The organism is Arthrobacter sp. P4_F10, from assembly GCF_056401435.1.
In genome coordinates this window covers 68,336-94,081 of sequence record NZ_JBFUJJ010000011.1, presented here as the reverse complement: position 1 = coordinate 94,081, position 25,746 = coordinate 68,336, and the positions used below count along the sequence as shown (strand labels likewise).

At 67.1% G+C, this 25,746-nt stretch carries 24 protein-coding genes; 5 read left to right on the top strand and 19 right to left on the bottom strand.

Annotation, left to right across the window (positions count from 1 at the left end):
• Positions 1-147: 147 nt before the first annotated feature.
• The 8 genes from AC1DR1_RS13545 to AC1DR1_RS13510 all read right to left on the bottom strand — a co-directional run bounded on the left by AC1DR1_RS13545 (position 148) and on the right by AC1DR1_RS13510 (position 9,421).
• On the bottom strand, positions 148-2,259 hold the full coding sequence (locus tag AC1DR1_RS13545; RefSeq protein WP_476966950.1) for an MDR family MFS transporter: 2,112 nt from the start codon (positions 2,257-2,259) through the stop codon (positions 148-150).
• Positions 2,260-2,362: 103 nt separating this feature from the next.
• On the bottom strand, positions 2,363-2,848 hold the full coding sequence (locus AC1DR1_RS13540; protein ID WP_476966940.1) for a MarR family winged helix-turn-helix transcriptional regulator: 486 nt from the start codon (positions 2,846-2,848) through the stop codon (positions 2,363-2,365).
• A gap of 223 nt (positions 2,849-3,071) precedes the next feature.
• Positions 3,072-4,748 carry a thiamine pyrophosphate-binding protein gene (locus AC1DR1_RS13535; protein ID WP_476966939.1) on the bottom strand — a complete coding sequence of 559 codons (1,677 nt, stop codon included), beginning with the start codon at positions 4,746-4,748 and terminating at the stop codon, positions 3,072-3,074.
• On the bottom strand, positions 4,745-5,824 hold the full coding sequence (gene speB, locus AC1DR1_RS13530) for an agmatinase (RefSeq protein WP_364747907.1): 1,080 nt from the start codon (positions 5,822-5,824) through the stop codon (positions 4,745-4,747). Before speB ends, AC1DR1_RS13535 begins: the two co-directional genes overlap by 4 nt.
• Before the next feature lie 124 nt (positions 5,825-5,948).
• Positions 5,949-6,290, bottom strand: a complete 342-nt coding sequence (locus AC1DR1_RS13525) for a P-II family nitrogen regulator (RefSeq protein WP_476992731.1) — start codon at positions 6,288-6,290, stop codon at positions 5,949-5,951.
• Positions 6,287-7,717 carry an ammonium transporter gene (locus AC1DR1_RS13520; RefSeq protein ID WP_476992730.1) on the bottom strand — a complete coding sequence of 477 codons (1,431 nt, stop codon included), beginning with the start codon at positions 7,715-7,717 and terminating at the stop codon, positions 6,287-6,289. The genes AC1DR1_RS13525 and AC1DR1_RS13520 overlap by 4 nt, the downstream gene beginning before the upstream one ends.
• A 244-nt stretch (positions 7,718-7,961) precedes the next feature.
• Positions 7,962-8,726, bottom strand: a complete 765-nt coding sequence (locus AC1DR1_RS13515) for a hypothetical protein (RefSeq protein ID WP_229995647.1) — start codon at positions 8,724-8,726, stop codon at positions 7,962-7,964.
• Between the two features lie 119 nt (positions 8,727-8,845).
• Positions 8,846-9,421: a helix-turn-helix domain-containing protein gene (locus AC1DR1_RS13510; protein WP_018775913.1), complete on the bottom strand. Its 576-nt coding sequence runs from the start codon at positions 9,419-9,421 to the stop codon at positions 8,846-8,848.
• A 283-nt stretch (positions 9,422-9,704) separates the two neighbouring features.
• Here AC1DR1_RS13510 and AC1DR1_RS13505 point away from each other — a divergent pair, with 283 nt between their 5' ends.
• On the top strand, positions 9,705-11,228 hold the full coding sequence (locus tag AC1DR1_RS13505) for a sodium:solute symporter family protein (RefSeq protein WP_229995646.1): 1,524 nt from the start codon (positions 9,705-9,707) through the stop codon (positions 11,226-11,228).
• A gap of 92 nt (positions 11,229-11,320) precedes the next feature.
• Here AC1DR1_RS13505 and AC1DR1_RS13500 read toward each other — a convergent pair whose 3' ends face one another.
• Positions 11,321-11,557, bottom strand: a complete 237-nt coding sequence (locus AC1DR1_RS13500; protein ID WP_229995645.1) for a hypothetical protein — start codon at positions 11,555-11,557, stop codon at positions 11,321-11,323.
• A gap of 261 nt (positions 11,558-11,818) precedes the next feature.
• On the opposite strand from AC1DR1_RS13500, the gene AC1DR1_RS13495 reads away from it, so the two are divergent.
• Together AC1DR1_RS13495 and AC1DR1_RS13490 are read left to right on the top strand one after the other, a co-directional pair.
• Complete coding sequence (locus AC1DR1_RS13495; RefSeq protein ID WP_476992729.1) at positions 11,819-13,078, top strand: VIT1/CCC1 transporter family protein; 1,260 nt, start codon at positions 11,819-11,821, stop codon at positions 13,076-13,078.
• The gene (locus AC1DR1_RS13490; protein WP_229995768.1) at positions 13,078-14,010 is read left to right on the top strand and encodes a matrixin family metalloprotease; all 933 of its coding nucleotides are present in this window, start codon (positions 13,078-13,080) and stop codon (positions 14,008-14,010) included. The genes AC1DR1_RS13495 and AC1DR1_RS13490 overlap by 1 nt, the downstream gene beginning before the upstream one ends.
• Positions 14,011-14,094: 84 nt before the next feature.
• On the opposite strand, the gene AC1DR1_RS13485 is transcribed toward AC1DR1_RS13490, so the two are convergent.
• From AC1DR1_RS13485 to AC1DR1_RS13470, 4 genes are all read right to left on the bottom strand, one after another.
• Positions 14,095-14,871, bottom strand: coding sequence for an SDR family NAD(P)-dependent oxidoreductase (locus tag AC1DR1_RS13485; RefSeq protein WP_229995767.1), 777 nt, complete (start codon positions 14,869-14,871; stop codon positions 14,095-14,097).
• A 28-nt stretch (positions 14,872-14,899) separates the two neighbouring features.
• Positions 14,900-16,273 (bottom strand): MFS transporter, encoded by a 1,374-nt coding sequence (locus tag AC1DR1_RS13480; RefSeq protein ID WP_414645539.1) that lies wholly within the window; start codon positions 16,271-16,273, stop codon positions 14,900-14,902.
• A 194-nt stretch (positions 16,274-16,467) separates the two neighbouring features.
• The gene (locus AC1DR1_RS13475; protein WP_229995765.1) at positions 16,468-17,175 is read right to left on the bottom strand and encodes a FadR/GntR family transcriptional regulator; all 708 of its coding nucleotides are present in this window, start codon (positions 17,173-17,175) and stop codon (positions 16,468-16,470) included.
• Positions 17,176-17,189: 14 nt separating this feature from the next.
• Entirely contained in the window at positions 17,190-17,684 is a 495-nt protein-coding gene (locus AC1DR1_RS13470; protein WP_229995764.1) for an SRPBCC family protein, read from the bottom strand.
• Positions 17,685-17,723: 39 nt separating this feature from the next.
• On the opposite strand from AC1DR1_RS13470, the gene AC1DR1_RS13465 reads away from it, so the two are divergent.
• The gene (locus tag AC1DR1_RS13465) at positions 17,724-18,497 is read left to right on the top strand and encodes a gamma-glutamyl-gamma-aminobutyrate hydrolase family protein (protein WP_229995763.1); all 774 of its coding nucleotides are present in this window, start codon (positions 17,724-17,726) and stop codon (positions 18,495-18,497) included.
• A gap of 159 nt (positions 18,498-18,656) precedes the next feature.
• Here the strand turns inward: AC1DR1_RS13465 and AC1DR1_RS13460 are convergent, their stop codons facing one another.
• Genes AC1DR1_RS13460 through AC1DR1_RS13435 form a run of 6 tightly spaced genes read right to left on the bottom strand, consistent with a single transcriptional unit; the run spans position 18,657 to position 24,634 of the window.
• The gene (locus tag AC1DR1_RS13460) at positions 18,657-19,691 is read right to left on the bottom strand and encodes a Gfo/Idh/MocA family protein (RefSeq protein WP_229995762.1); all 1,035 of its coding nucleotides are present in this window, start codon (positions 19,689-19,691) and stop codon (positions 18,657-18,659) included.
• The gene (locus tag AC1DR1_RS13455; RefSeq protein WP_229995761.1) at positions 19,688-20,473 is read right to left on the bottom strand and encodes a TIM barrel protein; all 786 of its coding nucleotides are present in this window, start codon (positions 20,471-20,473) and stop codon (positions 19,688-19,690) included. The genes AC1DR1_RS13460 and AC1DR1_RS13455 overlap by 4 nt, the downstream gene beginning before the upstream one ends.
• Positions 20,473-21,573 carry a Gfo/Idh/MocA family oxidoreductase gene (locus AC1DR1_RS13450; protein WP_229995760.1) on the bottom strand — a complete coding sequence of 367 codons (1,101 nt, stop codon included), beginning with the start codon at positions 21,571-21,573 and terminating at the stop codon, positions 20,473-20,475. The genes AC1DR1_RS13455 and AC1DR1_RS13450 overlap by 1 nt, the downstream gene beginning before the upstream one ends.
• A gap of 31 nt (positions 21,574-21,604) precedes the next feature.
• A complete protein-coding gene (locus AC1DR1_RS13445) occupies positions 21,605-22,522 on the bottom strand; it encodes an ATP-binding cassette domain-containing protein (protein WP_229995759.1) in 918 nt (305 codons plus the stop codon).
• 14 nt (positions 22,523-22,536) lie between these two features.
• Positions 22,537-23,586, bottom strand: a complete 1,050-nt coding sequence (locus AC1DR1_RS13440; RefSeq protein ID WP_229995758.1) for an ABC transporter permease — start codon at positions 23,584-23,586, stop codon at positions 22,537-22,539.
• A gap of 52 nt (positions 23,587-23,638) precedes the next feature.
• Positions 23,639-24,634: a substrate-binding domain-containing protein gene (locus AC1DR1_RS13435; RefSeq protein ID WP_229995757.1), complete on the bottom strand. Its 996-nt coding sequence runs from the start codon at positions 24,632-24,634 to the stop codon at positions 23,639-23,641.
• A 348-nt stretch (positions 24,635-24,982) separates the two neighbouring features.
• Here AC1DR1_RS13435 and AC1DR1_RS13430 point away from each other — a divergent pair, with 348 nt between their 5' ends.
• Positions 24,983-25,723, top strand: coding sequence for a GntR family transcriptional regulator (locus AC1DR1_RS13430; RefSeq protein ID WP_229995915.1), 741 nt, complete (start codon positions 24,983-24,985; stop codon positions 25,721-25,723).
• The last annotated feature ends 23 nt before the right edge of the window (positions 25,724-25,746 follow it).

Below are 25,746 nucleotides of genomic sequence, written 5' to 3'. Positions count from 1 at the left end.
GGCCGCGCAGAGACCCCGCGGCCGCCGTTGGGGCGGCCGCGGGGCCTCTGGGATCCGATCCGGCAGACGGACCTTGGGAGACGGGCCCCTGGGATCCGGCACCGGCGGTGCGCAGTCCGGCGGTGCCGGCGCGGGCACAGTCGGACCCTACTCGGTGCGGTGCCGGCCGTGGGTAGCGATGTAGTCGGCAGCCGCGCGCTGCATCTTGCGCTGTTTGGCAAGCTGCCGGCGCAGGACCGTGAGCTCTTCGGCAACCCGGGCCTGTTCCGCGGCGACCGCTCGCTGCTCTGCGGCGTGCTCGTGCACGGCGCGCAGCGCGTCCGCCAGTTGCAGTTGCTGCTCCGCCAGCAACTGCTGGGTCCGCAGCATCACGGGTACGACGTCGGCGGCCTCGGTCCGGTCGTCGGCCACCAAGGTACGGGCCCGCTGGCGGACACCCTCCCTCTCGGCTGCCCGCTCCGCACCGAAGTCCGCCGCTCCGGACCCCGCCGGACCGGAATCGCGGCCGGAGCCACCGCCGGTCCTGAAGCCAAGGTCGGCTTCCCGGCGGGCGGCATCAGGGAAGCGGGATTCGGCGCGCTCCCGGCTGAGCACCTCGATGAATTCCCGGTCCAGGTCCACGATGCCGGTGCCGTTGGCGGAGGAAGCTGTCTTGACGGCGTCGTTCGGGTTGTTCCCCCAAGCAGTTGCGGCGGTGGCGCCACCGGCGGCGGCCGCAGCAGCGCCGGTGGCGGCGTCCCCTGCGTGCTCTGCGGACTCCGGACGGATATCGACGGTGCGCCGCAGCGGGCGTTCCTTGATGAACAAGATGGCGACCAGCGCAACGAGGCCGATGATTGCAGAGATCAGGAAGACCTCGGCGATCGCGTCACCGTAGGCGGCCCGCATGATGTCGCGGATCGGTGCCGGCATGTCCTTGAGGTCCATGCTTGCACCCGTCGATCCGGCCGGAACCTGGATTCCGGCGGAGGCGAGTCCCTCCACGGCGAGCTCCTTGACCCGGTTGCCCAGCACGGCGCCGAGGACCGAGACGCCGATTGCTCCGCCGACGGACCGGAAGAAGGCGACCGAGGCGCTGGCCGTGCCGATGTCCTTGGCCTGGACCGTGTTCTGGACGGCGAGGACGAGGTTCTGCATCAGCAGGCCCAGACCCACGCCGAGGATGGCCGTATAGATTCCGGTCAGAAACAGGTCAGTGGTGTGATCCATGCTGCCGGCCAGGCCGAGGCCGCCGATCAGCAGGATGGCGCCGGCCACCAGGTAGCGCTTCCACTTGCCGGTGCGGCTGATGAGCATGCCCGAGGCGACCGAACCGATCAGGTTGCCCGCGATCATGGGCAATGTAAGGAGACCGGCTTCGGTGGGGGTGGCACCGCGTGCCACCTGGAAGTACTGGCCAAGGAACGTCGAGGAACCGAACATGCCCACGCCGACGGCCACCGAGGCGAGGATCGCGAGGGCGGTGGTCCGCTCCGAGATGATCTTGAGCGGGATGATGGGCTGGGCCACCCGGGATTCCACCAGCACCAGCAGGCCCAGGAGCAGGACGCCGCCGCCCACCATGGCCACGGACTGCCACGACCACCAGTCGTAGTAGTCAGGGTTGCCGGCGAAGGAAACCCAGATGAGCAGCAGGCTGACGCCGGAGGTCAACAGGATGGAGCCGAGCCAGTCGATCTTGGCGGGGCGCTTGACGTGCTGGATCTTCAGGGTGATCTGCAGCAGGATCAGCGCAACCACCGCGAGCGGGACGCAGACGAAGAACGTCCAGCGCCAGCCCAGCGGGCTGTCGACGATGAAGCCGCCGAGCAGCGGGCCGCCGGCCGTGCCCACGGCCATGACGCCGCCCATGTAGCCGGAGTACTTTCCGCGGTCGCGCGGCGGGATCATGGAGCCGATGATGGCCTGGGCCAGGGCGGTGAGGCCGCCCATGGCGATGCCCTGGATGACACGGGCGGTCAGCAGCAGCGGGATGGTCTCGGACAGGCCGGCCATGACGGAGCCGGCCACGAAGATCACGATGCTCAGCTGGACGAGGACCTTCTTGTTGAAGAGGTCCGCCAGCTTGCCCCAGATCGGAGTGGTGGCCGCGTTGGCCAGGAGCGCGGCTGTGATCACCCAGGCGAAGTCCGTCTGGGTGCCCTTGAGCTCGGACATGATGGTGGGCAGCGCGTTGGCAACGATCGTGCTGCTCAGGATGGCGGTGAAGAACGCCGCCAGCAGTCCGGTGAGCGCTTCCATGATCTGGCGGTGGGTCATCGCGGCAGGTTCTGCGGCGGGCTGGGATGCGCGGGGCGCCCTCTGCGGAAGGTCCGACGGGGCCGGGGACGGTCCCGTGGCGGCGGCGTGGCTAGCCATATATCTACTCCTCAACAATTTCGGTCGTATTCGTGGGTCCGGCCGTCGTTGCCCGGGCTGAGGTCCTCAGGGACTCAGCAAGTTTTTCGAGGGTGCGCGCCGTCAGTTCGACGTCGTCCTGGCTCCAGTCCTGCAGCAAGCCCTGGAGGGTGGCCGTCCGCTGGTCCTCGATGATGCGCAGTTTCTCCGCGCCGGTGGCGGAGAGGGCGATCAGTTGCGCGCGGCCGTCTTCGGGGTCCGGGCGGCGGACCACGTAACCGTGCTCTTCGAGATCGGCGATGTGCCGGCTAAGGACAGGTGCGCTGACGCCGAGCCGCTCCGCAAGATGCGTGGCCCGGGATTCGCCCTCCCCCACAAAGCGAAGAACGCCCTGAAGTGCCACTCCGGTGTCCTGGCCGCGCAGGCTGGCGGCGGCAACGCAGCGGACCGCGCGCTGGAGGTCGAAGATCTGGTAGACGAGTTTGGCTGCAGCGTTGGGTTCGACTGACATGTTGGACACCCCTCTTTTGTTTGCCCCAGGCAACTATATACTAAATTGGTTACTTCGGGAAACTAACTCTCTCGTGGGAGGTGCCGCACGGCCCCGAAAGGGCACTTAAAGTCAAAAACGGACCGGCCGGGCCTGCCCATCAAGGTGAGGGGCAGACCCGGCCGGTCCGCTGTTGCAGTGCGGTGCTGTGCTGTGTTGTTTAGGGTGGTGTCGCCCGGGCCGACTACGTGGCCAGGTGGGTGGGGCCGAACATCTTGAGCAGGGTTTCGACGACGACGACGTTGGGGCCGTCCGCGGCGAAGCCGGCCTTCAGGGCGTCCCCGACATCCTCGGGGGCCACCCGCACGGCCGGCACACCGAAGGCTTCGGCCAGCTTGACGAAGTCGGGCCGGGCGAGCTCGGTGGCCGTGGCCTTGCCGAACGCGCCCACCATGTATTCGCGCAGGATGCCGTAGCCGCCGTCGTCCACGATCAGCCAGGTGACCGGGACGTTGTGCTGCTTGGCAGTGGCGAGTTCGGAGATGGAGTACATGGCCGAGCCGTCGCCGGAGACGGCCAGCACTCTGGCGTGTCCGGCAGATGCGCCGCCGGGCGTGCCGGTGGTTTCGAGCCCGACGGCGCCGCCGATCGCCGCGGGGAAGCCGAAGCCCAGCCCGCCGGCGCCCTGCGCGGAGTGGAACTGGCCCTCACGGGCATCCCAGCAGCTCCAGCCCCAGTAGGCGGAGATGGTCATGTCCCAGAACGTCTGCATGCCCGCGGGAACGGCCTCGCGGATATCGGCCATGAACTTCAGTTCCTTGCCGAGGTCCTGGGACTCGAGCCGGGCCGTGACCTTCGCCAGGGTGTCCTTGACGAGCGTCTCGGGAGCTGTGCCGTGCCAGTCGGCGCGTTCGCCGTGCGGTTCGATCAGGGCGGCGTCGAGGGCGGCGAGGGCCTGGCCGGCGTCGGCACGGATACCCAGCCCGGGGCGGTTGGACTCCAGGACCCGGGGTTCGGCGTCGATCTGGATGATCCGGCCGCGCGGTTCAAAGGTGAAGTAGTTGGACGTGACCTCGCCCAGGGAGGAGCCGATGACGATCAGCACGTCGGCGTCCTCGAGCACCTCCGTCATGTACTGGTCCTCGATCCAGGACTGCAGCGAGAGCTCATGGTTCCAGGGGAACGCGCCGTTGCCCCCCGGCGTGCAGATCACCGGCGCGCGCAGCTTCTCAGCAATCGAAAGCAGCGACTGCTCGGCGCGGCCACGGCGGGTGCCGCCGCCGGCGATGATGGCGGGACGTTCCGCCGTCGAGAGCCATTTCACGGCTTCGCGGACCAGCTCCACCCGGGGCGGGTTGTCAGCCGCTTCGGCGAGGGCGTCCTCCACCGGAGGCACCATGATGGGGTCCAGCAGAACGTTCTGCGGGATTTCCAGCCAGACCGGGCCCTGCGGCGAGGAGATCGCCTCGGTCCAGGCATCCTGGATGGCGGAGGGAATGCCGGAGGCGTGCTGGATCAGGCGCTGGGACTTGGTGACGTTCGCGGCCGAGGCCTTCTGGTCATCGAGCTGGTGCAACATGCCTTTGCGGCGCGCGCCGAGGCCCTCGAGCGGGATCTGGCTCGCCACAACCACCATGGGCACGCCCGTGGCGTAGGCCTCCTGCAGCCCGGCCAGGGACGTCAGCGCGCCCGGGCCGGTGGACAGGAACAGCACGCCGACCTCGCCGGTGGCGCGGGAGTACCCGTCCGCGGCGAACGCCGAGTTGTTCTCGACCCGGGAGGAGACGAAGTGCAGGTTCCCGCGGCCCATCGCGTCGAACAGGCCCAGGGCGTGCTGGCCCGGGATACCGAAGACCGTCTTGGCGCCGAGCGCCTCAAGGGTCTCGACGACGAGGTCTCCGCCGTTGCGCACGCCGGTCATCGTGAAGCCACCGGGGAAGCCACAGGGGTGCCGAAGCCGGCGGGGCGGCGGGATTCCTGGCCGAGGGCCTGGGCCGAGTAGCCGTTCGGGGCGCCGAAGCGGTCCCCTTCAACGGCGCGGTCCGCCATCAGGGTCACGAGTTCGTAGGCGACATGGCTTGCCGCCACGCCGGTAATCTCGGCGTGGTCGTACGCCGGGGCAACCTCGACGACGTCGGCCCCGACGAGGTTCATGCCCCGGAAACCGCGGATGATTTCCAGCAGTTCGCGGCTGGTGATGCCGCCGGCTTCCGGCGTGCCGGTGCCCGGCGCGTGCGCGGGGTCAAGGACGTCGATGTCCACCGAAATGTAGAGAGGGCGGTTCCCGATCCGGTCCCGGACCTTGGCCACCGTCTCCAGGACACCCTGGTAGTAGACGTCGGCGGAGGTGACGATGCCGAAGCCGAAGCGGTGGTCGTCGTCGAGGTCCTTCTTGCCGTAGAGCGGACCGCGGGTGCCGATGTGGCTGATGGCCTCGGTGTCCAGGATGCCTTCCTCGACGGCGCGGCGGAAGGGTGTGCCGTGGGTGTACTCGGCGCCGAAGTAGGTGTCCCAGGTGTCCAGGTGCGCATCGAAGTGCAGCATGGCAATGGGCCCGCCGGCGCGCTCGGCGGCGGCGCGCAATAGCGGCAGGGCGATGGTGTGGTCGCCGCCGAGGGTCAGCAGCTTGCTGCCGGACGCCGTCAGGTCCAGGGCGTTCTGCTGGATGGTTTCGATGGCGTCGTTGATGTTGAACGGGTTGACGGCCATGTCGCCGGCGTCGGCCACCTGGATGTTCTCGAAGGGGCTGACGTCCCATGCCGGGTTGTACGGCCGCAGCAGGCGGCTGGCCTCGCGGATGTGGTTGGCCCCGAAGCGGGCGCCGGGGCGGTAGGAGACGCCGGAGTCGAACGGCACGCCGACCACCGTGACATCTGCCTTGGCCACTTGGTCCAGGCGCGGCAGGCGGGCATATGTGGCAGCCCCGGCGTAGCGTGGGACGCGGGATGAATCGATGGGGCCAAGGTTGCCATTGGCCTCGATGCGCAGCTCTTCCAAAAGAAGCCTCTCCTTCGAGGATTAACCGACGGTTGTGACAACCATCATACACTCGAAGTTTCGCATTGCGCATCATTTGTTTACCAAAGGCCTCATAGTGGCAGGCCTCCCACGATGGCCAGCCTCACGCGATGGCCGAGGCGCCCCGCTCCCCCGTCCGGACGCGAACGGCGTCGCGCACATCCATAATCCAGATCTTGCCGTCGCCGAAACGGCCGGTGCGGCCGCCCTCTTCGATGGCGGCCATGACGGCGCCGAGGGCGTCCTCGTTGACCAGGACTTCCAGCCGCACTTTGGGCAAGAGGTCCGAGCTGTACTCGGCACCCCGGTACACCTCGATGTGGCCCCGCTGCCGGCCATAACCGCTAGCTTGGCTCACGGTCAGGCCGTTGACTCCGGACCGCTCCAGGGCCGCGCTGACGGCGTCGACCCGCTCAGGCCGCACAATGGCCGTGACGAGCTTCATGACGACACCCTGCCGCGGGCGGCCTCACCTTCGGCGCGGGCGGCCCCACCCTCAGCCTCGCCGTGGGCATCGGCCTGGGCGTGGGCAGCATCAGCCCTGGCATGGGGGTCACCGGGGTGGAAGCTGCCGCCAACCATGAGGAGTTCGTACGCCGTTTCGGCGTGCTCCGTCACGTCGATGCCGGAGAGCTCGTCGGCCTCGGAAACGCGCATGCCGATGCTCTTGTGGATCGCGAAGCCAATCAGCGTGGTCATGGCGGCGCTCCATGCCGTGACAATGAGCGCGGTGAGGATCTGAGGCCAGAACTGCGCCAGGCCGCCGCCGTAGAAGAGGCCGCCGCCGGTCTTGGCGGACGGAAGTGCGAAGAATCCGAGAGCCAGGGTCCCCCAGAGGCCGCCAACGAAGTGCACGGCCACGACGTCCAGGGAGTCGTCGAGCCCGATCTTGAACTTCAGCCCGACGGCGAGCGCGCAGACGGCTCCGGCGATCGCGCCGATCAGGATGGCCCCGACAGGGTCGATGAACCCACAGGCCGGGGTGACTGCCACGAGTCCCGCGACGGCACCCGAGGCGGCTCCGAGCGAGGTGGCGTGCCCGTCGCGCAGCCGCTCCACGAGCAGCCAGCCCAGCAGGGCGGCGCTGGTGGCAAGCAGGGTGTTGGTCCAGGCCAGGGCGGCCGTGGCGTCGGCGGCGAGTTCCGAGCCGGCGTTGAAGCCGAACCAGCCGAACCAGAGCAGCCCTGCGCCGAGCATGACGAACGGCAGGTTGTGCGGGCGGATGTTGGGGTCTTTCATGAAACCGAGCCGCTTGCCCAGAACCACTGCCAGCATGAGTCCGGCTATGCCGGCGTTCATGTGGACCACTGTGCCGCCGGCGAAGTCGAGGGCCGAGATCTTGCTGCCAATGAGGCCGGTGGGCCCAAACAGTCCGCCGCCCCAGACCCAGTGCGCGATCGGCGCGTAGACGAGTGTGACCCAGAGGGCGGCAAAGAGCAGCCAGGGTCCAAACCTGACGCGCTCGGCCACCGCCCCGCTGATCAGCGCAACGGTGATGATGGCGAACGTGGCCTGGAAGCCGACGAAGATCATGTCCGGCAGGCCCGCCGCCTTGGTGCCGATGCTGGTGGTCAGCCCGTTCAGGCCGAAATTAGTGAAGGGATCCCCGACGAATCCGCCCAACGCATCCGGGCCGAACGCCAGTCCGTAGCCCCACAGGGCCCAGACGACGCCCACCACGCCCATGGCGCCGAAGCTCATCATCATGATGTTGAGGACGGACTTCATCCTGACGAGCCCGCCGTAGAAGAACGCAAGCCCGGGGGTCATCAGGAGGACGAGGGCGGACGCCGTGAGCATCCACGCGGTCGATCCGGGGTCAAGGACCTGCGGATCTGCTGCCATTCCTACTGCAAGCACAGAGAACTTCATAGCGGGAGCCTTCCTCGAGTGCCGGCGCTCCGAGGGCGCCGATTCGGCGAGACCATGTGACGTTCGGGACGGTTGTACGTCCCCCCGCAGATGACGCTACCCACGGCGTGTTTCTGGAAGGCTTTCCGATTCTTGCTGGCACGTTACGCGACGGCCCCCGGGCATTAATTTGCCGTTTCCGGCAGATTGCCGGAATGTGACGCAAGTCTCACCCAGGCCAAGCTCGCCGCCCAGGAACGGGGGGTCAGCTGTACTTGAGGCTGAGCAGCAGGCGCTTGAGCTGGCTGTACTGCTCCGTGGTCATCCAGACTTTGGCGGCGTCGACGGAGGCGAACGCAGGGCTGCCGAAGAGCACTTTGGCCTCGGCCCCGCCGTTGGCAAAGCTGACGTAGGCGGAGCCAGAGTCAGAGACCGGCGGCGTAAAGTCGCGCTGCTTGCGCACGCTCATGTGGAAGTCGGACTGATCGGCGAAGGAATCAAACGCGAAGCCGAAGGCCAGCTGTTCACCGTCCATATCTTTCAGCCCCGGCACCGGAGCGGCGTCCAGCACGGTGCGGGCAACCGGGCCCGAAGCGTTGCTGGCGCTGGTGCTGCTGACGATGGAAGCCAGTTCGTTGCCCGTGGCGTCGGCGATGACCGCTTGCACGCCCTGCAACTTGCCGGCGTTCTTGGCTGAGCCCACTGTCCGGATGGACCAGTCACTCGGATACGAAAAGGACAGATGCCCGTCCGGGAAAGTAAAGGTTTTCCCGCCGGCCACCGCGCTGGCCGTCGGCGTGGCCGGGACGGGAGTGCCGGAGGTGGGTCCGGGCGTGGCTGCAGCGGTGGAGGACGCGGCTGATGCCGCCGGGCCGGATTCCTGTTGCGCCGGGGCGGTCGTTGCGGCGCTGGCAGGGCCGGTTCCGGTCTCGCCGGCACGCTGGCCGGCCGCGGCGCACGAGCTGAGGCCAAGGGCGGCCGCGAGCACGGCGGCCAGCGACAGGGACAGAAAGATGTTCTTGCGGTTCATGGAATCCCCCAGTTGAAACTGACGCGAGCGGCATCCGCTCGTTCTGTACATTTCCGGATTGCGCGGAGTGGATACATTGGCGTGGTTACGTTTGCGGTGGTTGCTTTGCGGTGCTGCCCTCAGCGGCTGGCGGCAGGCACCAGCACCCACAGCACCTCGACGGCGTCGTCCGTGGGATTGACCCAGGTGTGGGGTTCCCGGCCGGGGAACGTCACGGTGTCCCCGGTGCTGAGCTCGAATTCCTCGTTGGTCAGGATCAGCCGGATGCTGCCCTTGACCACATGCAGGACGTCGACATCGCAGTCCACGGCGTAGAGTTCGGACTCGCCGCGCCCGCGCGGCTCGATCACCGCCTGGATGATCTGGACGCGGCGCTCGGAGCGCGCGGTCAGCAGCCGCTCGACGATCCCCTCGCCGCCGAGGGAGATCCGGGGGCCTTCGTTCTGCTTCGTGAGGTGCGTTTCGGGGGCGGCAAAGAGGTCGCCGATCGAGATGGACAGGACCTGGCACAGCGTCACCAGGGAGGCTACCGAGGGCGAGGTGAGGTCCCGCTCGACCCGGCTGAGGAATCCCTTGGTGAGCCCGGTGGCATCGGCGACCTGTTCAATGGTGAGCCGCTGGGACTGCCTGGCGGCGCGGATCCGTGAACCGATGGCAACAGGAACATTGCTCGGTTCAACTGGTAGAGCCTTCATCTAGGAACCTTTCACGGCCGGCCGCTTGGCCCCATCATTGGAGCAATCCTAGCGGGAGCAGGCCTTCGTGACGCGGATGCGGCGGCGGCACGTACTGCGCCTTGACTGTTACCGGGGTCACAACATACTCTTTTGGGCAACATGTGTTGCCTATTAGGCAATACCGGAGGTTCCGACGGACATCCTCCTCCAACCACTTCACGCAGCAGCAGCCTTGCCGAACACACTGTTGAGGCCCGGCAATGCCCGCATCCCGCTGCCAACCAGCTCCAAGGAGCCCCTAATGGACGCAAGTTTCGTCAACATCGCAATCGTGGTGGTGTACCTGGCCGCCATGCTGGCGTTCGGATGGTGGGGCAAGTCCCGCACCAAGAACAATAGCGACTTCCTCGTCGCCGGCCGGCGCCTCGGCCCGTTCCTCTACACCGGCACCATGGCCGCCGTCGTCCTGGGCGGCGCCTCCACCGTCGGCGGTGTGGGCCTTGGCTACAAGTTCGGCATCTCCGGCATGTGGCTCGTGGTCGCAATCGGCGCCGGCGTGCTGCTGCTGAGCCTGCTCTTCGCCCCCACCATCCAGAAGCTCAAGATCTACACGGTTTCGCAGATGCTGACCCTGCGTTATGGCAGCAAGTCCACGCAGACTTCCGGCATCGTCATGCTCGCCTACACGCTGATGCTGTGCGCCACCTCCACCAGCGCGTACGCCACCATCTTCGTGGTGCTCTTCGGCTGGGACCGCGCCCTCGCCATCGCCGTCGGTGGCTCGATCGTGCTGATCTACTCGACCATCGGCGGCATGTGGTCCATCACCTTGGCGGACCAGGTCCAGTTCGTCATCAAGACGGTCGGTATCTTCGTCCTGATGCTGCCCTTCACGCTCAACGCCGCCGGCGGACTCGACGGCATCCGTGCCCGTGTCGACGCCAGTTTCTTCCAGATTGACGGCATCGGCGTCCAGACGATCATCACCTATTTCGTCGTCTACACTCTGGGCCTGCTGATCGGCCAGGACATCTGGCAGCGCGTCTTCACCGCCAAGACCCCGACAGTTGCCCGCTGGGGCGGCGCCACGGCCGGCGTCTACTGCATTCTCTACGGTGCGGCCGGCGCCCTGATCGGCCTCGGCGCCCGCGTCGCGCTGCCGGACATCGACGTCGCCAACCTCGGCAAGGACGTTGTCTACGCCGAGGTCGCCACGCAGATCCTGCCGATCGGCATCGGCGGCCTGGTGCTCGCCGCGGCCGTCGCCGCCATGATGTCCACTGCCTCCGGCGCACTGATCGCTGCCGCCACCGTGGCCCGCGCCGATGTGCTGCCGTTCGTCGCCAGCTGGTTCGGCAAGAACATCAACACCGACGACACGGACAACCCGGAGCACGACGTCAAAGCCAACCGCATGTGGGTCCTGGGGCTCGGCATCGTGGCGATCATCATCGCCGTAATCACCAAGGATGTAGTCGCGGCGCTTACCATCGCCTACGACATCTTGGTCGGCGGCCTCCTTGTGGCCATTCTCGGCGGCCTGGTCTGGAAGCGCGGCACCGGTCACGCAGCAGCGGCTTCCATGGCCGTGGGTTCAGTCATTACCCTCGGCACCATGATCGTCCTGGAGATCAACGCCGAGGTTCCGCTGGACGGCATCTACGCCAACGAGCCGATCTACTTCGGCCTGGCGGCCTCCGCGATCGTCTACATCGCCGTGTCGCTGCTGACCAAGCCGACAGATCCCGCGGTCATGAAGAACTGGAAGCGGCGGGTTGCCGGCGAGGCATCCGAGGACGAATCGATTACCGTTCCGGCGCACTAGGTTCCGCTGGTTTACTTTCCGCGGGTCAATGACGGCGGTGCCTCCCCTCGCAGGGGGAGGCACCGCTGTCGGACTTTAAAGCCTTTGGCGAATCATTCATTCTCCTCCGGCTCAAGGAATTCTTCCCCTTCCAGGGGCACCACCGGCTTCTCGTCGCCCAGGAAGTCCTCCGCGTCCAGGGGAACGAGCCGATCGGCCTCTTCGAGAAGCTCCTCGTCCTCGGTCTCCGCGGCATCGCTGACGGGCGCGTCCTCGGCGTAGTCGTAGGCGGGATCGGACTCGAGTGACTCCCGGGCCGGCTGGATGGGATGTGATGCGGTGCTATCCATGGTGCAACCTCCGTGCGGCTTCGGTGGCGGCAGAGGCCCGGGGACCCCGCCCTGGGTTTCATTCGAACACCGCGGACACGGACGGTCAAGGGCCCACAATTGCTGCCGGAAAGCAGCCGCGGACGGCTCCGCCGCGGCAGGGCAGTTACGGCCTCCCTAAACTTTCCGCTGAGGATGGCCAGCCGGAAAAGCGCGGAATTACGCGGTACTCTGGAGTCGCAATGGGGCCGGACCACGCCCGACCAAACCCAGGAGTTTTTCGTGTCTCAGCACACCGAATCGGACTGCAACGATTCCTCGCAGCAACACCCGACACCAGCCTCTTCGGACCGCACGGATCCGCGTCCCGCCCCGCCACACGCCGCCACTGCCCCCGCCGCAACTCCCAGCACAGCACCAACCTCGGCTCCCAATTCAGAATCGAGTTCAGAACCGAGTTCAGAACCGAGCGCCGCGGACGTCAAGCGCTGGCGCCAGTATCTCGCCGATGAGCGTGCCGAGGCGGCCGTCTACCGGGACCTGGCGCAGAACCGCTCCGGCGAGGAGCGCGCCATCCTGCTGGCGCTGGCCGAGGCCGAGGGGCGCCATGAGGCACACTGGCTCCAACTGCTGGGCGAGCACGCCGGCAAGGACCGGCATGCCTCACTGCGGAGCCGCCTCCTGGGCTTCCTGGCCCGGCACTTCGGCTCGGTCTTCGTCCTGGCCCTGGCCCAGCGGGCGGAGAGCCGCTCCCCGTACGCCACTGAATCGTTCGCCACACCGGCCATGGTCGCCGACGAGCAGATCCATGAAGAAGTGGTCCGCGGACTGGCCACCCGGGGCCGCAACCGGCTGGCGGGAACGTTCCGGGCCGCCGTCTTCGGCGCCAACGACGGGCTGGTCAGCAACCTGTCCCTCGTCATGGGCATGGCTGCCTCGGGCGTGGGAAGCCAGGTGGTGCTGCTCAGCGGCGTCGCCGGGCTGCTGGCCGGTGCACTGTCCATGGGGGCCGGCGAGTTCATCTCCGTGCGGTCCCAGCGGGAGCTTCTCGCCGCGACCCGTCCCACCCAGATCACGTTGGCGGCGGCGCCGCTGCTGGACATCGAGCACAACGAACTCCTGCTCGTCTACCTGGCCCGCGGCATGTCCCGGGAGGCCGCAGAGCACCGCGTCGCGGAGCGGATGGGCCTGCTGGACTGCGACTGCGATCCGAGCCTGTCCCTGCGGCCGGAACTGCCCGAGAGCGGGGACCAGCACGAGGCAGTCGGCACCGCGTGGGGCGCGGCGGCGTCGAGCTTCTGCTTCTTCGCCTCCGGTGCGATCGTGCCCATCATTCCCTTCCTGCTCGGCATGACAGGACTCGCCGCACTGGTGGTTTCCGCGGGCCTCGTCGGCTTGGCACTGCTGCTCACTGGTGGTGTCGTGGGCCTGCTCTCGGGCACCTCGCCCGCCACCCGCGGCCTGCGGCAACTGGCCATCGGCATGGGCGCCGCCGGCGTGACGTACTTGCTGGGCATGGCCTTTGGCGCTGTGGTTGGCTAGTGGACGATCCTGTTTTTCGGGACCGCGGGCCACGGCACAGCCGGGGCACCACGGCGCTGCGGGTTGTCAGAAACCTTGCCGCCGCCGCAGTAATCGCCGGCGGGGCCTTCCTCACGGCCGGACTCGTCTACGGCGACCCCCGGTTCACGGGCCTCTTCGAGGTCAACCGCGGAGCGCACAACGCAGGCCGTGACCTGCCGGTGGCGCCGCGGTCCGGCCAGGAGTCCGGCCAGCCCGCCGTGCCGGCCGGAGGGGACCGGACGGACACTCCCCCGCCCGGGCTCGAGGAGCAGGACCAACCCCTCGGCACGCCCCGGAAACCGGAGGCGGCCAGCGCCTCCTATAAGTTCCTCGCGACGAACGACGACGGCGCCCCGGTGGGTTACTCGCCGTGCCGGCCGCTGCACTACGTCATCAACGCCGCCCTGGCCCCGCAGGGCGCCGAGCGGCTCGTGGAAGACTCCATCCGGACGATCTCGGAGGCTACCGGGATCACGTTCATCAATGACGGCCCCACGTTTGAGTCGCCCTCGCCAACCCGCGCGCCCTACCAGAAGGATCTCTACGGGGACCGGTGGGCGCCGCTGCTGATCGCCTGGACCACGCCGGAGCAGGCCCCGCAGCTCAAAGGTCCGGTGATCGGCACCGGCGGCAGCACCCACTTCAGTTTCGGCGACGGTCCCAAAAGCTTCGTCACCGGCAGCCTGGAACTGGATGCCCCGCAAATCGCGGAAGACCTGGACCGGTCCGAGGGTGCGGCCTATGCCACGGCCGTGATCCTGCACGAACTCGGCCATGTGATGGGCCTGGAGCATGTCGATGACCCGGCCCAGCTGATGTACCCGGAGATCGGAGCCCCGGACGGGCTAGCCGACGGCGACCTGAACGGGCTCTACGAGCTCGGCCACGCCCAGTGCCGCAAGGACCTCTGACACCGGTTGCGCTATCACTTTTGGTGGCCATTCCGGGGTTTTAAGGCCTGGAAGTGATAGCGCAACGGGGTGGGGGAAGGTCGGTCAGGAGACCTGGAGGCCGCCGTTGATGTCGTACGTGGCCGCGGTGATGTAACCGGCGTCCGGGCCGAGCAGGAAGGCGATGAGGGCCGCCACTTCCTCGCGGCTGCCGACCCGTCCCATCATGATGCCCTCGGACATCTGCGCCTTGCGGTCCTCGCTCAGCGTTCCGCCCATGATGTCGGTGTCGATGGGGCCGGGGGCGATGGCGTTGACGGTGACGCCGAATTCGCCCACTTCGCGGGCCAGGGCGCGGGTGAAACCGATGATCCCGGCCTTGGACGCGCTGTACGCGACCTTGGAGTAGGTGCCGCCGCCCCGCTGGGCAGAAATCGAGGAGATGCTCACGATCCGCCCGAGCTTGCGCTCGATCATGCCCTTGAGCACCCGCTGGGAGACGATGAAGGATCCGCGCATGTTGATGGCGAAGACCTTGTCCCATTCTTCGACAGTGGTTTCCATGAACGTCGTCGGGGAACTGATACCGGCCAGGTTGGCCAGGGCCACGATCGGGGGCAGCGAGCCCTCGATTTCCGTGATGGCCCGGTCTACCGACGCGGCGTCGGAGACGTCCGCGCCGACGCCGATGGCCTTGACGGCACGGTTGGAACCGATTTCGGCGGCAGCCGCGGCAGCATCCTCGGCGTTGATGTCCAGGATTGCGATGGACCAGCCCTCGCTGGCCAGGCGGTCGGCGGCGGCGCGGCCGATGCCGCGGGCTGACGCGGCGCCGGTCAGGACCACGGTGCGTTCAGTGGGGAAGGGGGTAATTGATGTCATGACGAAGGTTCCTTCAGGGAGTTCGGGATCAGGGTACTTTGGCCGTGTCGACGGCGGCGGCCGCTGCGACCGCGGGGTCCAGGGCGGCGTCGCCTTCGGGGCGCTTACGGGCGTAGAGGTAGGTGGCCACGGCGGTGAGGCACAGGCAGAGGGAGAGGAACAGCAGCCCGCTTTGGTTGCTGCCGGTAGCGTCCTTGAGGAGCCCGACGGCGTACGGGGAGACGAATCCGCCGAGGTTTCCGAGGGAGTTCACCAGGGCGAGGCCGGAAGCGGCGGCCGCACCGGTGAGCGCCGCGGAGGGCATCGAGAGGAACGGGGCAATGGCACCGTAGATCCCCATGGCCGAGAGCGTCAGGCCGACCATCGCGAGGAACGGGTTGACCGGCAGCAGGTAGCCGGCGGCGAGGAGTCCAACGCCCGCGAGCACCATGCTGACCGCTGAGTGCCAGGCACGCTTGCCGGTCCGGTCCGCGCGCTTGCTCCAGAAGTAGACGAATACTGCGGCCACGGCATAGGGGATGAAGACGATGAAGCCGACTTCAGCCGTGGAGAACTTGCCGAGGGCTGCGACGATGGTGGGCATCCACAGGCCCAGACCGTAGATCCCGCACACCAGGCCGAAGTACAGGGCGGAGTAGACCAGGGTGCGCTTGTCCTTGAGCCCGGCCATGAAGTTGTGCTTCCCGGACTGGGACTTGGCCGCCAGTTCGGCGTCCATGGTGGCGGTGAGCCAGTTGCGCTCGTCGACGTTGAGCCATTTGGCGTCCCGCGGGCGGTCCGTCATGAGGATGGGCGTCAGCAGCCCCAGGGCGATCGCCGGGATGCCTTCGATGATGTAGAGCCACTGCCAGCCCTGGAGGCCCATGATGCCGTCCATCTGCAGCAGGAGCCCGGAGACCGGGGCGCCCAGCGCATTGGATACGGGCTGGGCGAGGATGAAGATGCCCAGCACGGTGACGCGCTGCGCGGCGGGGAACCACAGCGTCAGGTAGAACAGGATCGCCGGGAAGAATCCGGCCTCGGCGGCACCGAGCAGGAACCGGATGATGTAGTAGGTGGTTTCACCGTTGACCAGGCACATCGCGGTGGCGAAGATGCCCCATGTGATCAGGATGCGGGCCAGCCACTTGCGAGCGCCGAACCGGTACATGCCGGCGTTGCTGGGAACCTCGAGGAGGGCGTAGCCGAGGAAGAAGATGCCGGCGCCAAGGCCGTAGGCAGCGGCGTTCAGGCCAATGTCCTCGCTCATGGTGAGCTTGGCGAATCCGACGTTGTTGCGGTCCAGGTAGGCAACGAAGTAGAGCAGGACAATCAGGGGCATGACGCGGCGGCGGACCTTACGGAGCGTGCGGTCGCCCAGTTCGCCGAGTCCGGAAGACTTGGGGGCTAATGAAGTCATCATCGACCTTCTTACGTGGTTTCCTGCCCTGCGGCTGTGCCGGGCCAGGAAATCGGTGGATTGGGGTAGGTCATCCTGCCCGCTTGGAAGCGCGTGCTGCAGGAATCTTGTTGAGTCAGATGTCAGACATCTGATTCAAGAACTAGGCACGATGCTAGAATGTGATTCGGGTTACGTCAAGAGCCCGGGGGCGGACGTCAGGACTTGGCGCCCCGCACGTAGCGTTCGTAGTCAGCATTTGTCTGGTCCATGTGCTCGTCCATCGCCTGCCGCGAGCGCTCGGCGTCGCCGCTGAGGATGCTGTCCATGACCCGTTGGTGGTAATCGATGGCGTGCTGCTGGATCACGCCGACGGCCGACGTTTCGCGTCGGGTGATGTACAGCAGCTGGCCCAGCTGGCCAAACAGGGCACGGACGAACGGGTTGCCGGAAGCCCTCAGGACGGCGTCGTGGAAGCCAATGTCCGCTTCGACGAAGCGGTCCAGGTCGCCGGACTCGTGGAAGCGCTTCATGTCCTCAATGCACTCGCGCATCCGCTCGGCGTGCTCCGGGGTGTAGCGTTTGGCGGCAAGCGCGGCTGCCCCGGTCTCCACCATGCGGCGCATCTCGATCAGTCCCACCGAGACCTGTTCGGCCGCGTTGCCGTGCGAGGCCGCCTTGAAGATCGCGTCCAGGCCGGTCCAGTTGTCCGTGGGGTTGACGAAGGTTCCCCTGCCGGCCTTCACGTAGAGGATGTTTTGTGCGCGGAGCGCCTTGAGGGCTTCGCGCACGGTCAGCCGGCTGACGCCGTAGGCCTTGGCGATGTCTGCTTCCGGCGGAATCGTGCTGTGGGGTTGGAGCTTTCCGTCAAGGATTTCGTTTAGCAGGCCGTCGACGAGATCGTCGACCAGTGTCCTGCGGCCCATCCCAGTTCCCACCTTCAGTCGCCTTTCGTGCTGCCATCCACATTACCCAAGTCCGGGTGCGCGGCCATGTATGCGTCGAGCAAGGCCAGTGTCTGTTCCAGGTTGGCCGGATGGCGGCGCAGGTAGCCGGCCAGCCGGAGCAGGCTCTTGCCGCGGACCGGCCGCGCGTCCCATTGTTCGGTGACCAAGGTGCCGGCGGTGCCGTCAGGGCCAGTGGATGGTTCGAGCAGGTAGCGCCACACGTGGCCGTAGAAGTGCCGCCACGCGATCCGGCGGCCTTCGTCGAACTCGCAGACCCTATTGAGGATCTTGTAGTTCACCCGCATGTTCATTTGCATGCCGAACCTGGCGCCGAGGTACAGCCGCCGGGGCCCGCGCGGCTGGGCGCCCTTGACGGTGCCCGAGCCGTCAATCACGCTGTGAAGGGCGGGCGTGGCGAGCACGTCGAAGATGGCACTGGGGGCAGCGGCGATGTACCGGCTGCGGGACACGAGATAGCGGGCGTTCATCTGGCAATCCTAGTCCGGGATCATGTTGCAGAATGAGGCATGCAGACTTCCCGCAACCTCCTTGGCGGCCGGCCGCGCATCGGCGTTCCCGTCCGCCTGACCAGCTCCTCCGATCCGGACCCGCGCGTGGCGAAAGCCAACGGATTGTTCGGATACATCGTGGAGTTGCTGCGTGAGGGCGGCGCCGAACCGGTGCCGCTCACCGCTGCCGGAATGCACGACGGCGGTCCCGCGGCAAAGCTGGCGTCTCTCGACGGCGTGGTGCTTCCCGGCGGCGGCGACCTCGCCCCCGGCCTCTACGGCGAGACACAATCCGATCTCTGCTACGACGTCAGCCATGCCCAGGACGAGCTGGACCTCGCGGTGGCGCGGCACGCGATCGATGCCGGGGTGCCGGTACTGGGCATCTGCCGTGGGCATCAGCTGCTCAACGTGCTCTACGGCGGGACCCTGGTCCAGGACATGGAGCCGGGAATGGTGGCGCACCTCGTTCCCGCACCGGCGCACGGGTCCGGTCCGTGGGCCTGGCACGAGGTGACGGTTGGGGCCGGTTCCAAGGTGGCCGCCCTGTACGGGAGCGGATCCGGTGCCGTAAGCGTGAAGATCGCCTCGGGTCACCATCAGGCTGTGGCCCGGGTGGCCGGTGGGTTGCAGGTGACGGCCGTGGCGGAGGACGGGACGGTCGAGGCGCTGGAGGATCCGGAGCGCTGGGTGGCCTCGGTCCAGTGGCACCCCGAAGCCTTGGAACTCCCCGCCGGGGAGCGGCTCGCGCCGTTCCGGGCCTTCGTGGAGGTGTGCCGGACCCGGCCCTGAGATCAGACCGGAAACCCCGGAGCCCTGGGCTCCGGGGTTTCCGTTTCACTGCATTCGATCCGGGCCGGTGGCCTCGCCCGAGGCCGCGCTCACCCGGCGACGCTCAGCAGACGACGCTCAGCAGGCGGTGCTCGCCCGGCGACGCTCACCCGGCCACGCTCACCTGGCGACGCTCAGGGCCACGCGGACCGGCACGCCGGTGGCCAGCGATTCCTGCGCGGCATCGGCCACCCGGGACGCCGCCACGGCGTCTTCGGGGGTGCAGGGGTTCTCCCGGCGGCCAAGGATCAGTTCCACGAAGGCAGCCATCTCGGAGCGGTAGGCCTGGTCGAACCGCTCGGCAAACGTCAGGTGCGGTTTCCCGGCGGGGAACGTGATCCCGGCTTCGGCGGAGGCCAGCGCCGCCTTGTTGTCCAGACCCACCATCAGCGAACTCCGGGAGCCCTGGATTTCCAGCCGGACGTCGTGGCCGGCCCCGTTGTAGCGGGTGGCGGAAACCGTTCCCACGGTGCCGTCGTCGAACGTCACCAGCGCCAGGGCCGTATCCACATCACCGGCCTCGCCAATGGCCGGATCCCCGTTGTTGGAGCCCTTGGCGTACACCTCGACGATTTCGCGGCCCGTGAGCCAGCGCAGGATGTCGAAATCGTGGACCGAGCAGTCCCGGAACAACCCGCCCGAGCCGGCCAGGAACTCGACCGGCGGCGGCGTCATGTCGCAGGTGACTGCGCGCAGGGAATGGATCCAGCCCAGCTCGCCGGCCTGGTAGGCGCGGCGGGCTTCCAGGTAGCCGGCGTCGAACCGGCGCTGATGCCCGATCTGGACCACGCCTTGCCGGTCCCGGATGTAGTCGAGCACCGGCAGGGCATCGGTCACGTTCAGGGCTACGGGCTTCTCGCAAAAGACCGGGATCCCGGCGTCCACACCCGCCTTGATGAGTTCGGGGTGGGTTCCCGTTCCGGTGGCGATGACCAGGCCGTCGAGCCCGGAGCCAAGCAACGCCTGCACCGACGGCAGGAATTCCGCGCCGAGACCGGAGGCCACCGTCCGGGCATGCTCGTCGGCGACGTCCGTGAGCCGGAGCCGGACGTTGATGCCCTGCGGATTCATGACCTCGTTGAGGGCGGCGATGTTGTTGGCATGCATGACGCCGATCCGCCCCACCCCGACGAGTCCGAGAACGACGTCCTTCATGCGGCTGCCTTGGCGGTCACGGTGAACGCTGAACGGAAGGCCTCCAGGGCCGCGTAACTGTCTCCACTGGCCCAGGCTTCCATGCCCACTGTCCCTTCGTAGCCTTCCTCCGCGAGCGCCCTGGCGACGGCCGCATAGTTGATTTCCCCGGTTCCGGGTTCACAGCGGCCGGGAACGTCCGCCACCTGGATTTCGCCGATGTACGGCAGGGCACTGCGGACGAGCTCGATCAGGTTCCCCTCCCCCATTTGGGCGTGGTACAGATCCAGCATGAGCCTGGCGTTCGGGTGCCCGGCGGCCTGCACGAGCGCCAGCGTGTCCTTGGCCCGGGCCAGCGGGATACCGGGGTGATCCAGGATCGTGTTGAGGTTCTCGAGGCAGAACGTCACCCCGTACTTCTCACCGAGCTGCCCGAGCCGTTCCAGGGTCCGGGCGCCGGTGGCCCACATGTGGCCGCTGGACCGGTAGACCGGCCTGGCGGCGTGGCCGTCGACGAGTTCCGCCGGGTGGACCACCAGCCGGCTGACGCCAAGCTCCAGGGCAGTAGGGATCAGGGACTCGGCGGTCCGCACGACGTCGTCCGCGGTGTCGGGATCCACGAGGCTGCCGGAGATGTATCCGGTCATGGACGAAAACACCGCCCCGGTGGCCTTGAGCGCGCCGATGTCTTTGGACCGCGAGTCCCAGAGCTCGACGTCGAAGCCGGCTTCGTGGAGCCGGCGCACCCGCTCCGTGAACGGCAGGTCCGTGAAGACCATCTCAGCGCAGACGGCGAGCCGCATCAGAGGACCGCCCTCTCGTTGACGGCCACCGGCGTGCCCTGCTTGACCGACTCGATGCAGGCCAGCGCCATGGCCAGTGCGCGCCGGGCGTCATTGGCTCCCGGCGTGAGCGTGAACGGCTTCGACGCCGGCGCTGTATCGTCACTGCGGCCGTCGCGCCGGGCGCGCACGGCGTCGGCGAAGTCCACGAGCTCGTCCGTGTAGGCCTGCCGGAAGAGCTCGACGTTCAGCCGTGGGGTGTCGGCGGACATCCCCTCGGCGGTGTACCGGCGGGCGGCGGTTTCGGTGGCGCGGCCGGCCTGGACCATGCCGCGCGAGCCGAAGACCTCCCCACGGATGTCGTAGCCGTACAGTGCGCTGAAGTTCGCCTCTGCGACGGCGATTGCGCCGTTGCTGTACCGGATGGTCACGACGGCGGTGTCCAGGAAGCCCTGGTCCCGCAGGCCCGGTTCCACGAGCGCGTCGGCGACGGCGTAGACCTCCACCGGTTCGGCGCCTTCGTTGAACCAGTTCAGGGTGTCGAAGTCGTGGATCAGGGTTTCGAGGAAGATGGTCCACGCCGGGATCCTTGCGGCGTGGCCAATGCTTCCGCTGCCCGGGTCCCGGGTCAGCGAACGCAGCAGTTGCGGCTCCCCCGCGATTCCGGCGGCGAGATCCTTCTTGGCTGCCTGGAAGTCCGCGGCGTACCGGCGGTTGAAGCCGATCTGGAAGTGCACCCCGGCGGCTTCGACGGCGGCCAGGGCCGCGTCGAGCTCCTCGAGCCCCAGGCCCGCGGGCTTCTCACAGAAGACGTGCTTTCCGGCGGCTGCGGCCTGGCTGATCAGGGCGGAGTGGAAGCGTGCGGGGCTGGCGATGACGACCGCGTCAATCTCCGGGTCGGCCAGGAGGTCGGCGGCGTCGGCGGTCACCTTCGTGGTGCCCAGCGCGCCGGCCAGCGCTTCGGCGGATTCAAGGTTCGGATCCGCGATGGCGGCAAGGACGGCACCGGGGACGCGGCGGGCGATGCTCTCGGCGTGGAAGGCGCCCATCCAGCCCGAGCCGATGAGCCCGATCCGCACGGGCAGGGCGACGTCGGACGGGTTGCGGTTGAGGTAAGCCAAAGGCTTGTCCTTTCAGGAATTGGGACGGCAGTTACTCGTAGGTCTTGCCGGTGGTCTGGGACACGTCGGCGACTTCGCTCTGGACTTCCTTGACCACGTCGCCGTGGCCTCCGAGTTGTTCAAGTTCGTGGGCGAGTTCGGCGAGTTCGGCGCCGCCGGCCATTTGGGCCGTGAGTTCGTCGAGGGTGATGTCCTTCTTGTCGTAGTAGCCGATCGATTTGCCGCGTTTGAGCAACAGGAAGCGGTCCCCGACCGGGAAGGCGTGGTGCGGGTTGTGGGTGATGAAGATGACGCCGAGGCCGCGGTCGCGGGCCTGCAGGATGTAGCGGAGCACCACGCCGGACTGCTTTACGCCCAGGGCCGCGGTGGGCTCATCCAGGATCAGGACCTTCGCGCCGAAGTACACGGCACGGGCGATCGCGACACACTGGCGTTCACCGCCGGAGAGCTGGCCGATGGGCTGCTCCACGTCGCGCAGGTCGATGCCCATCGCGGCGAGTTCCTTGAGCGTGATCTCCTTCATCTTTTCGACGTCCATGCTCTTGAACGGGCCGAATCCAGAGGTCAGTTCCGAGCCGAGGAAGAAGTTCCGCCAGATCGGCATCAGCGGCACCACCGCGAGGTCCTGGTAGACGGTGGCGATGCCCACATCGAGGGCGTCACGGGGCGAGCTGAACTTCCGCTCCTCCCCCATGACCTTCAGGATCCCGGCGTCGTGCTGGTGCAGGCCGGCGATGATCTTGATCAGCGTGGACTTGCCCGCGCCGTTATCGCCCAGCACGCAGGTGACGCGGCCGTTGTCCACTGCCATGGTGACATCGGACAGGGCGATGATGTTCCCGTAGTGCTTGGCGACCCCGTCGAGGGAGAGCAGGTGCACGGGGGTGTGGGTGAGTGGGTCTTTTTCGTTCTGGAGCAACGTTTGCTGGTCGATCTCTTTGGCATTCATTTTTCCGGGCCCCTTTACTTCAGTTCCGCGCGGCGCTTGACGATGAGGTTGACGATGGTGGCCAGCAGCAGCATCAGGCCCAGGAAGAACTTGAACCAGTCCGGGTTCCACTGGGCGTAGACGATGCCCTTGTTGGCCATGCCGAAGATGAACGCCCCGATCGCGCCGCCGATCGCCGAGCCGTAGCCGCCGGTGAGGAGGCAGCCGCCGATCACCGCGGCGATGATGTAGAGGAACTCGTTGCCCACGCCCTCACCGGACTGCACGGTGTCGAAGGCGAAGAGGTTGTGCATGCCCAGGACCCAGGCGCAGAAGCCCACGGCCATGAACAGGCCGATCTTGGTGGCCTTGACCGGCACACCCACGGCGCGGGCCGCGTTCGCGTCGCCGCCGACGGCGAAGATCCAGTTCCCGACCCGGGTCCGCATCAGCACCCAGGTGGCCACCGCGACCAGCGCAAACCAGTAGAACACGGTGATTTTGATGTCGACGCCGCCGATGTTCACCGAGGAGGCGAAGACCGCCCGGGCGGAGGCGAAGCCGTCCATGTTGGAGATCGAGGGTGAGGACACGGAGCCGCCGATCAGGCGCGTCAGGCCCAGGTTCAGGCCGGTCAGCATCAGGAACGTGGCCAGGGTGACGATGAAGGACGGCAGCTTGGTCTTGATCAGGATCCACCCGTTGATGAACCCGATGGACAAGGAGACCACCAGGGCCAGGGCGACGCCGACCCAGACGTTCGTGGTGAAGTACCAGCTAAACAGCGACGCCGTCAGCGCCGAGGTGATCACCGCGACACCGGTGGAGAGGTCGAACTCCCCGCCGATCATGAGCAAGGACACCCCCACCGCCATGATCCCGATCGTGGAACTGCCGTACAGGATGGTTGCCAGGGCACCGGGCTGGGTAAAGGTCGGGGACACCAACGCGAAGAAGATGAAGAGGACGATCGCGCCTACCAGGGCACCGACCTCGGGACGTCCGAGCAGTTTCTGGAACGGACTGCGCTTGGCGACGCGCTCATCGGGCGCCGGCGACTTTGTCTTTGTCTGGGTGATGGTCATGATGATTCTCCTTGCTGCCGGGCCGGCGCGAACCGGCCCGGCCAGCGGGCTGTTAGCGGACGCCCTGCTGGGCGAAGGTCAGGACATCGGCCGCATTTGATTTGTCGATGACCGCCGGGCCCGTCAGCACAGGCTGGCCGCCGCCGATCTTGAAGCCGCCGCGCTTGTTCTGCCAGATGGCGTCGACGGCTCCGTAGCCCTGCAGCCACGGCTGCTGGTCCACGGTGAACAGAACTGCACCATCCGCGATCTTCTGGGCGAGATCCGCGTTCAGGTCGAAACTTGCAACCTTGGCAGAGCTGCCGGCGTCGGTGACCGACTTGAGGAGAGTCAGCGTGATGGGGGCGCCGAGGCCGATGATGACGTCGGCGTCCTTGGAAGCCTGGAGCTTGGCCGTCGCGGTGGACTGAACGGAGGTCATATCCTTGCCATCGACGTAAAGGATCTCCGTTCCAGGCACCTTCGCCTTGACGCCCGCGCAGCGTGCTTCAAGTCCCACGTGGCCCTGTTCCTGAATCACGCAGACCGGGTGCTTGAAGTTCTCTGCCGCGAGCCGGGTGCCGACTGCCTCACCGGCGAGCTGCTCGTTGGAGCCGAAGTGGGTGAAGGCTCCGAGCGCCTGGGAGACCCCTTCGCCGGCGTTGAGGCTCACAATGGGGATGCCGGCGTCCGTGGCCTTCTTCAGGACGTCTTTGAGGGCTTCAGGCTTGGCGAGCGTGACCGCGATGCCGTCGACCTTCTGGTCGATAGCCTGCTGGATGAGTTGGGCCTGGCGCCCGGCTTCGGGATCCGACGTGTAGAGGAGCTCAACGTTGTCCTTCGCCGATGCTTCCTCGGCGCCCTTGCGAACAATGTCCCAGAAGGTGTCACCTGCTGCTGCATGGGTGATCAGGGCGATCTTGATCCGGTCTGTAGTGGCAACTTGGCCTCCGCCAGCCGCATTGCCTGAGTCTGCGGGCTTCCCGCCGGTGCTGGAACACGCGCTCAGGGCCAGCATGGGTACAACGGCCGCCACGAGGGTCGCCTTCCGCCACGAGAACTTGGTCACGATCAATCTCCTTTGATTCCGGGCCACGCCGGCCGCTTCATCGCGTCGGTCCATGAGCCATCTACAACCGATCATGGTGACTCCAATCACAGTTGTCAATAGTTTGTCCTGACATTAGGATGTTTTGACGTAACACAATGCCGAAGAGTCGACAAATTTTCGGACCTGACCATGCCGAACGCGTCCGCCCGGCCCCTACACCCCCGGCCCCTCAGGGTGGCCCTTGGCTGCCCGTGGCGGCCCTGCTACTATCAGAAAAAGGCAGTATGTCCTATCAAGCGAACATAGCCTGACATGCGCGGATAGGCCGGCACTTCGGCCGCCGCGGAGCACAAGGGAGCACGCCCAGTGACGAATCAACTTAATCTGCGGATCGACCGCTCTTCCCCAGTGCCGCTGTACCACCAAGTGGTGCAGGGCATCGAGGCCGCGATACACACGGGGCTGCTGGAACCCGGCAGCCGGCTGGAAAATGAGATCGACCTGGCCGCCCAGCTGAACCTTTCCCGGCCCACCATGCGCAAAGCCATGGATGAGCTGGTCCGCTCCGGCCTGCTGGTCCGCAAGCGCGGCGTCGGCACCCAGGTGGTCTCCAGCCAGGTCCGCCGCCCGCTGGAACTGTCCAGCCTCTACGACGACCTCAGCAACAACGGCAGCAAGCCCACCACCGACGTGCTCAGCTTCTCGCACGAGGAGGCGGACGCCGTGACCCGGACAGCACTGCACCTTCCGGCCGGCGCCAAGGTCTACCACTTCACCAGGCTCCGGAAAGTGGGCGGCAAGCCGCTGGCCCTGATGGAGAACTGGGTGCGGGACGACATCACGGCCATCGACGAGGCGAGCCTGGGTTCGCAGGGCCTCTACGCCATCCTGCGCAACGGCGGCGTGAACTTCCGCCTCGCCTCGCAGCGGATCGGCGCCATGATCGCCAACGACTACCAGGCGCCGCTGCTCGAGACCACGCCCGGCTCCGCCCTGGTCACCATGGAGCGGACCGCCGTGGACGACACCGGACGCAATGTGGAAACCGGCCACCACGTCTACCGGGCGGATTCCTACAGCTTCGAAATGACACTGGTTCAAAGATAAGAGTTCAGCGACGGGCGCCACCG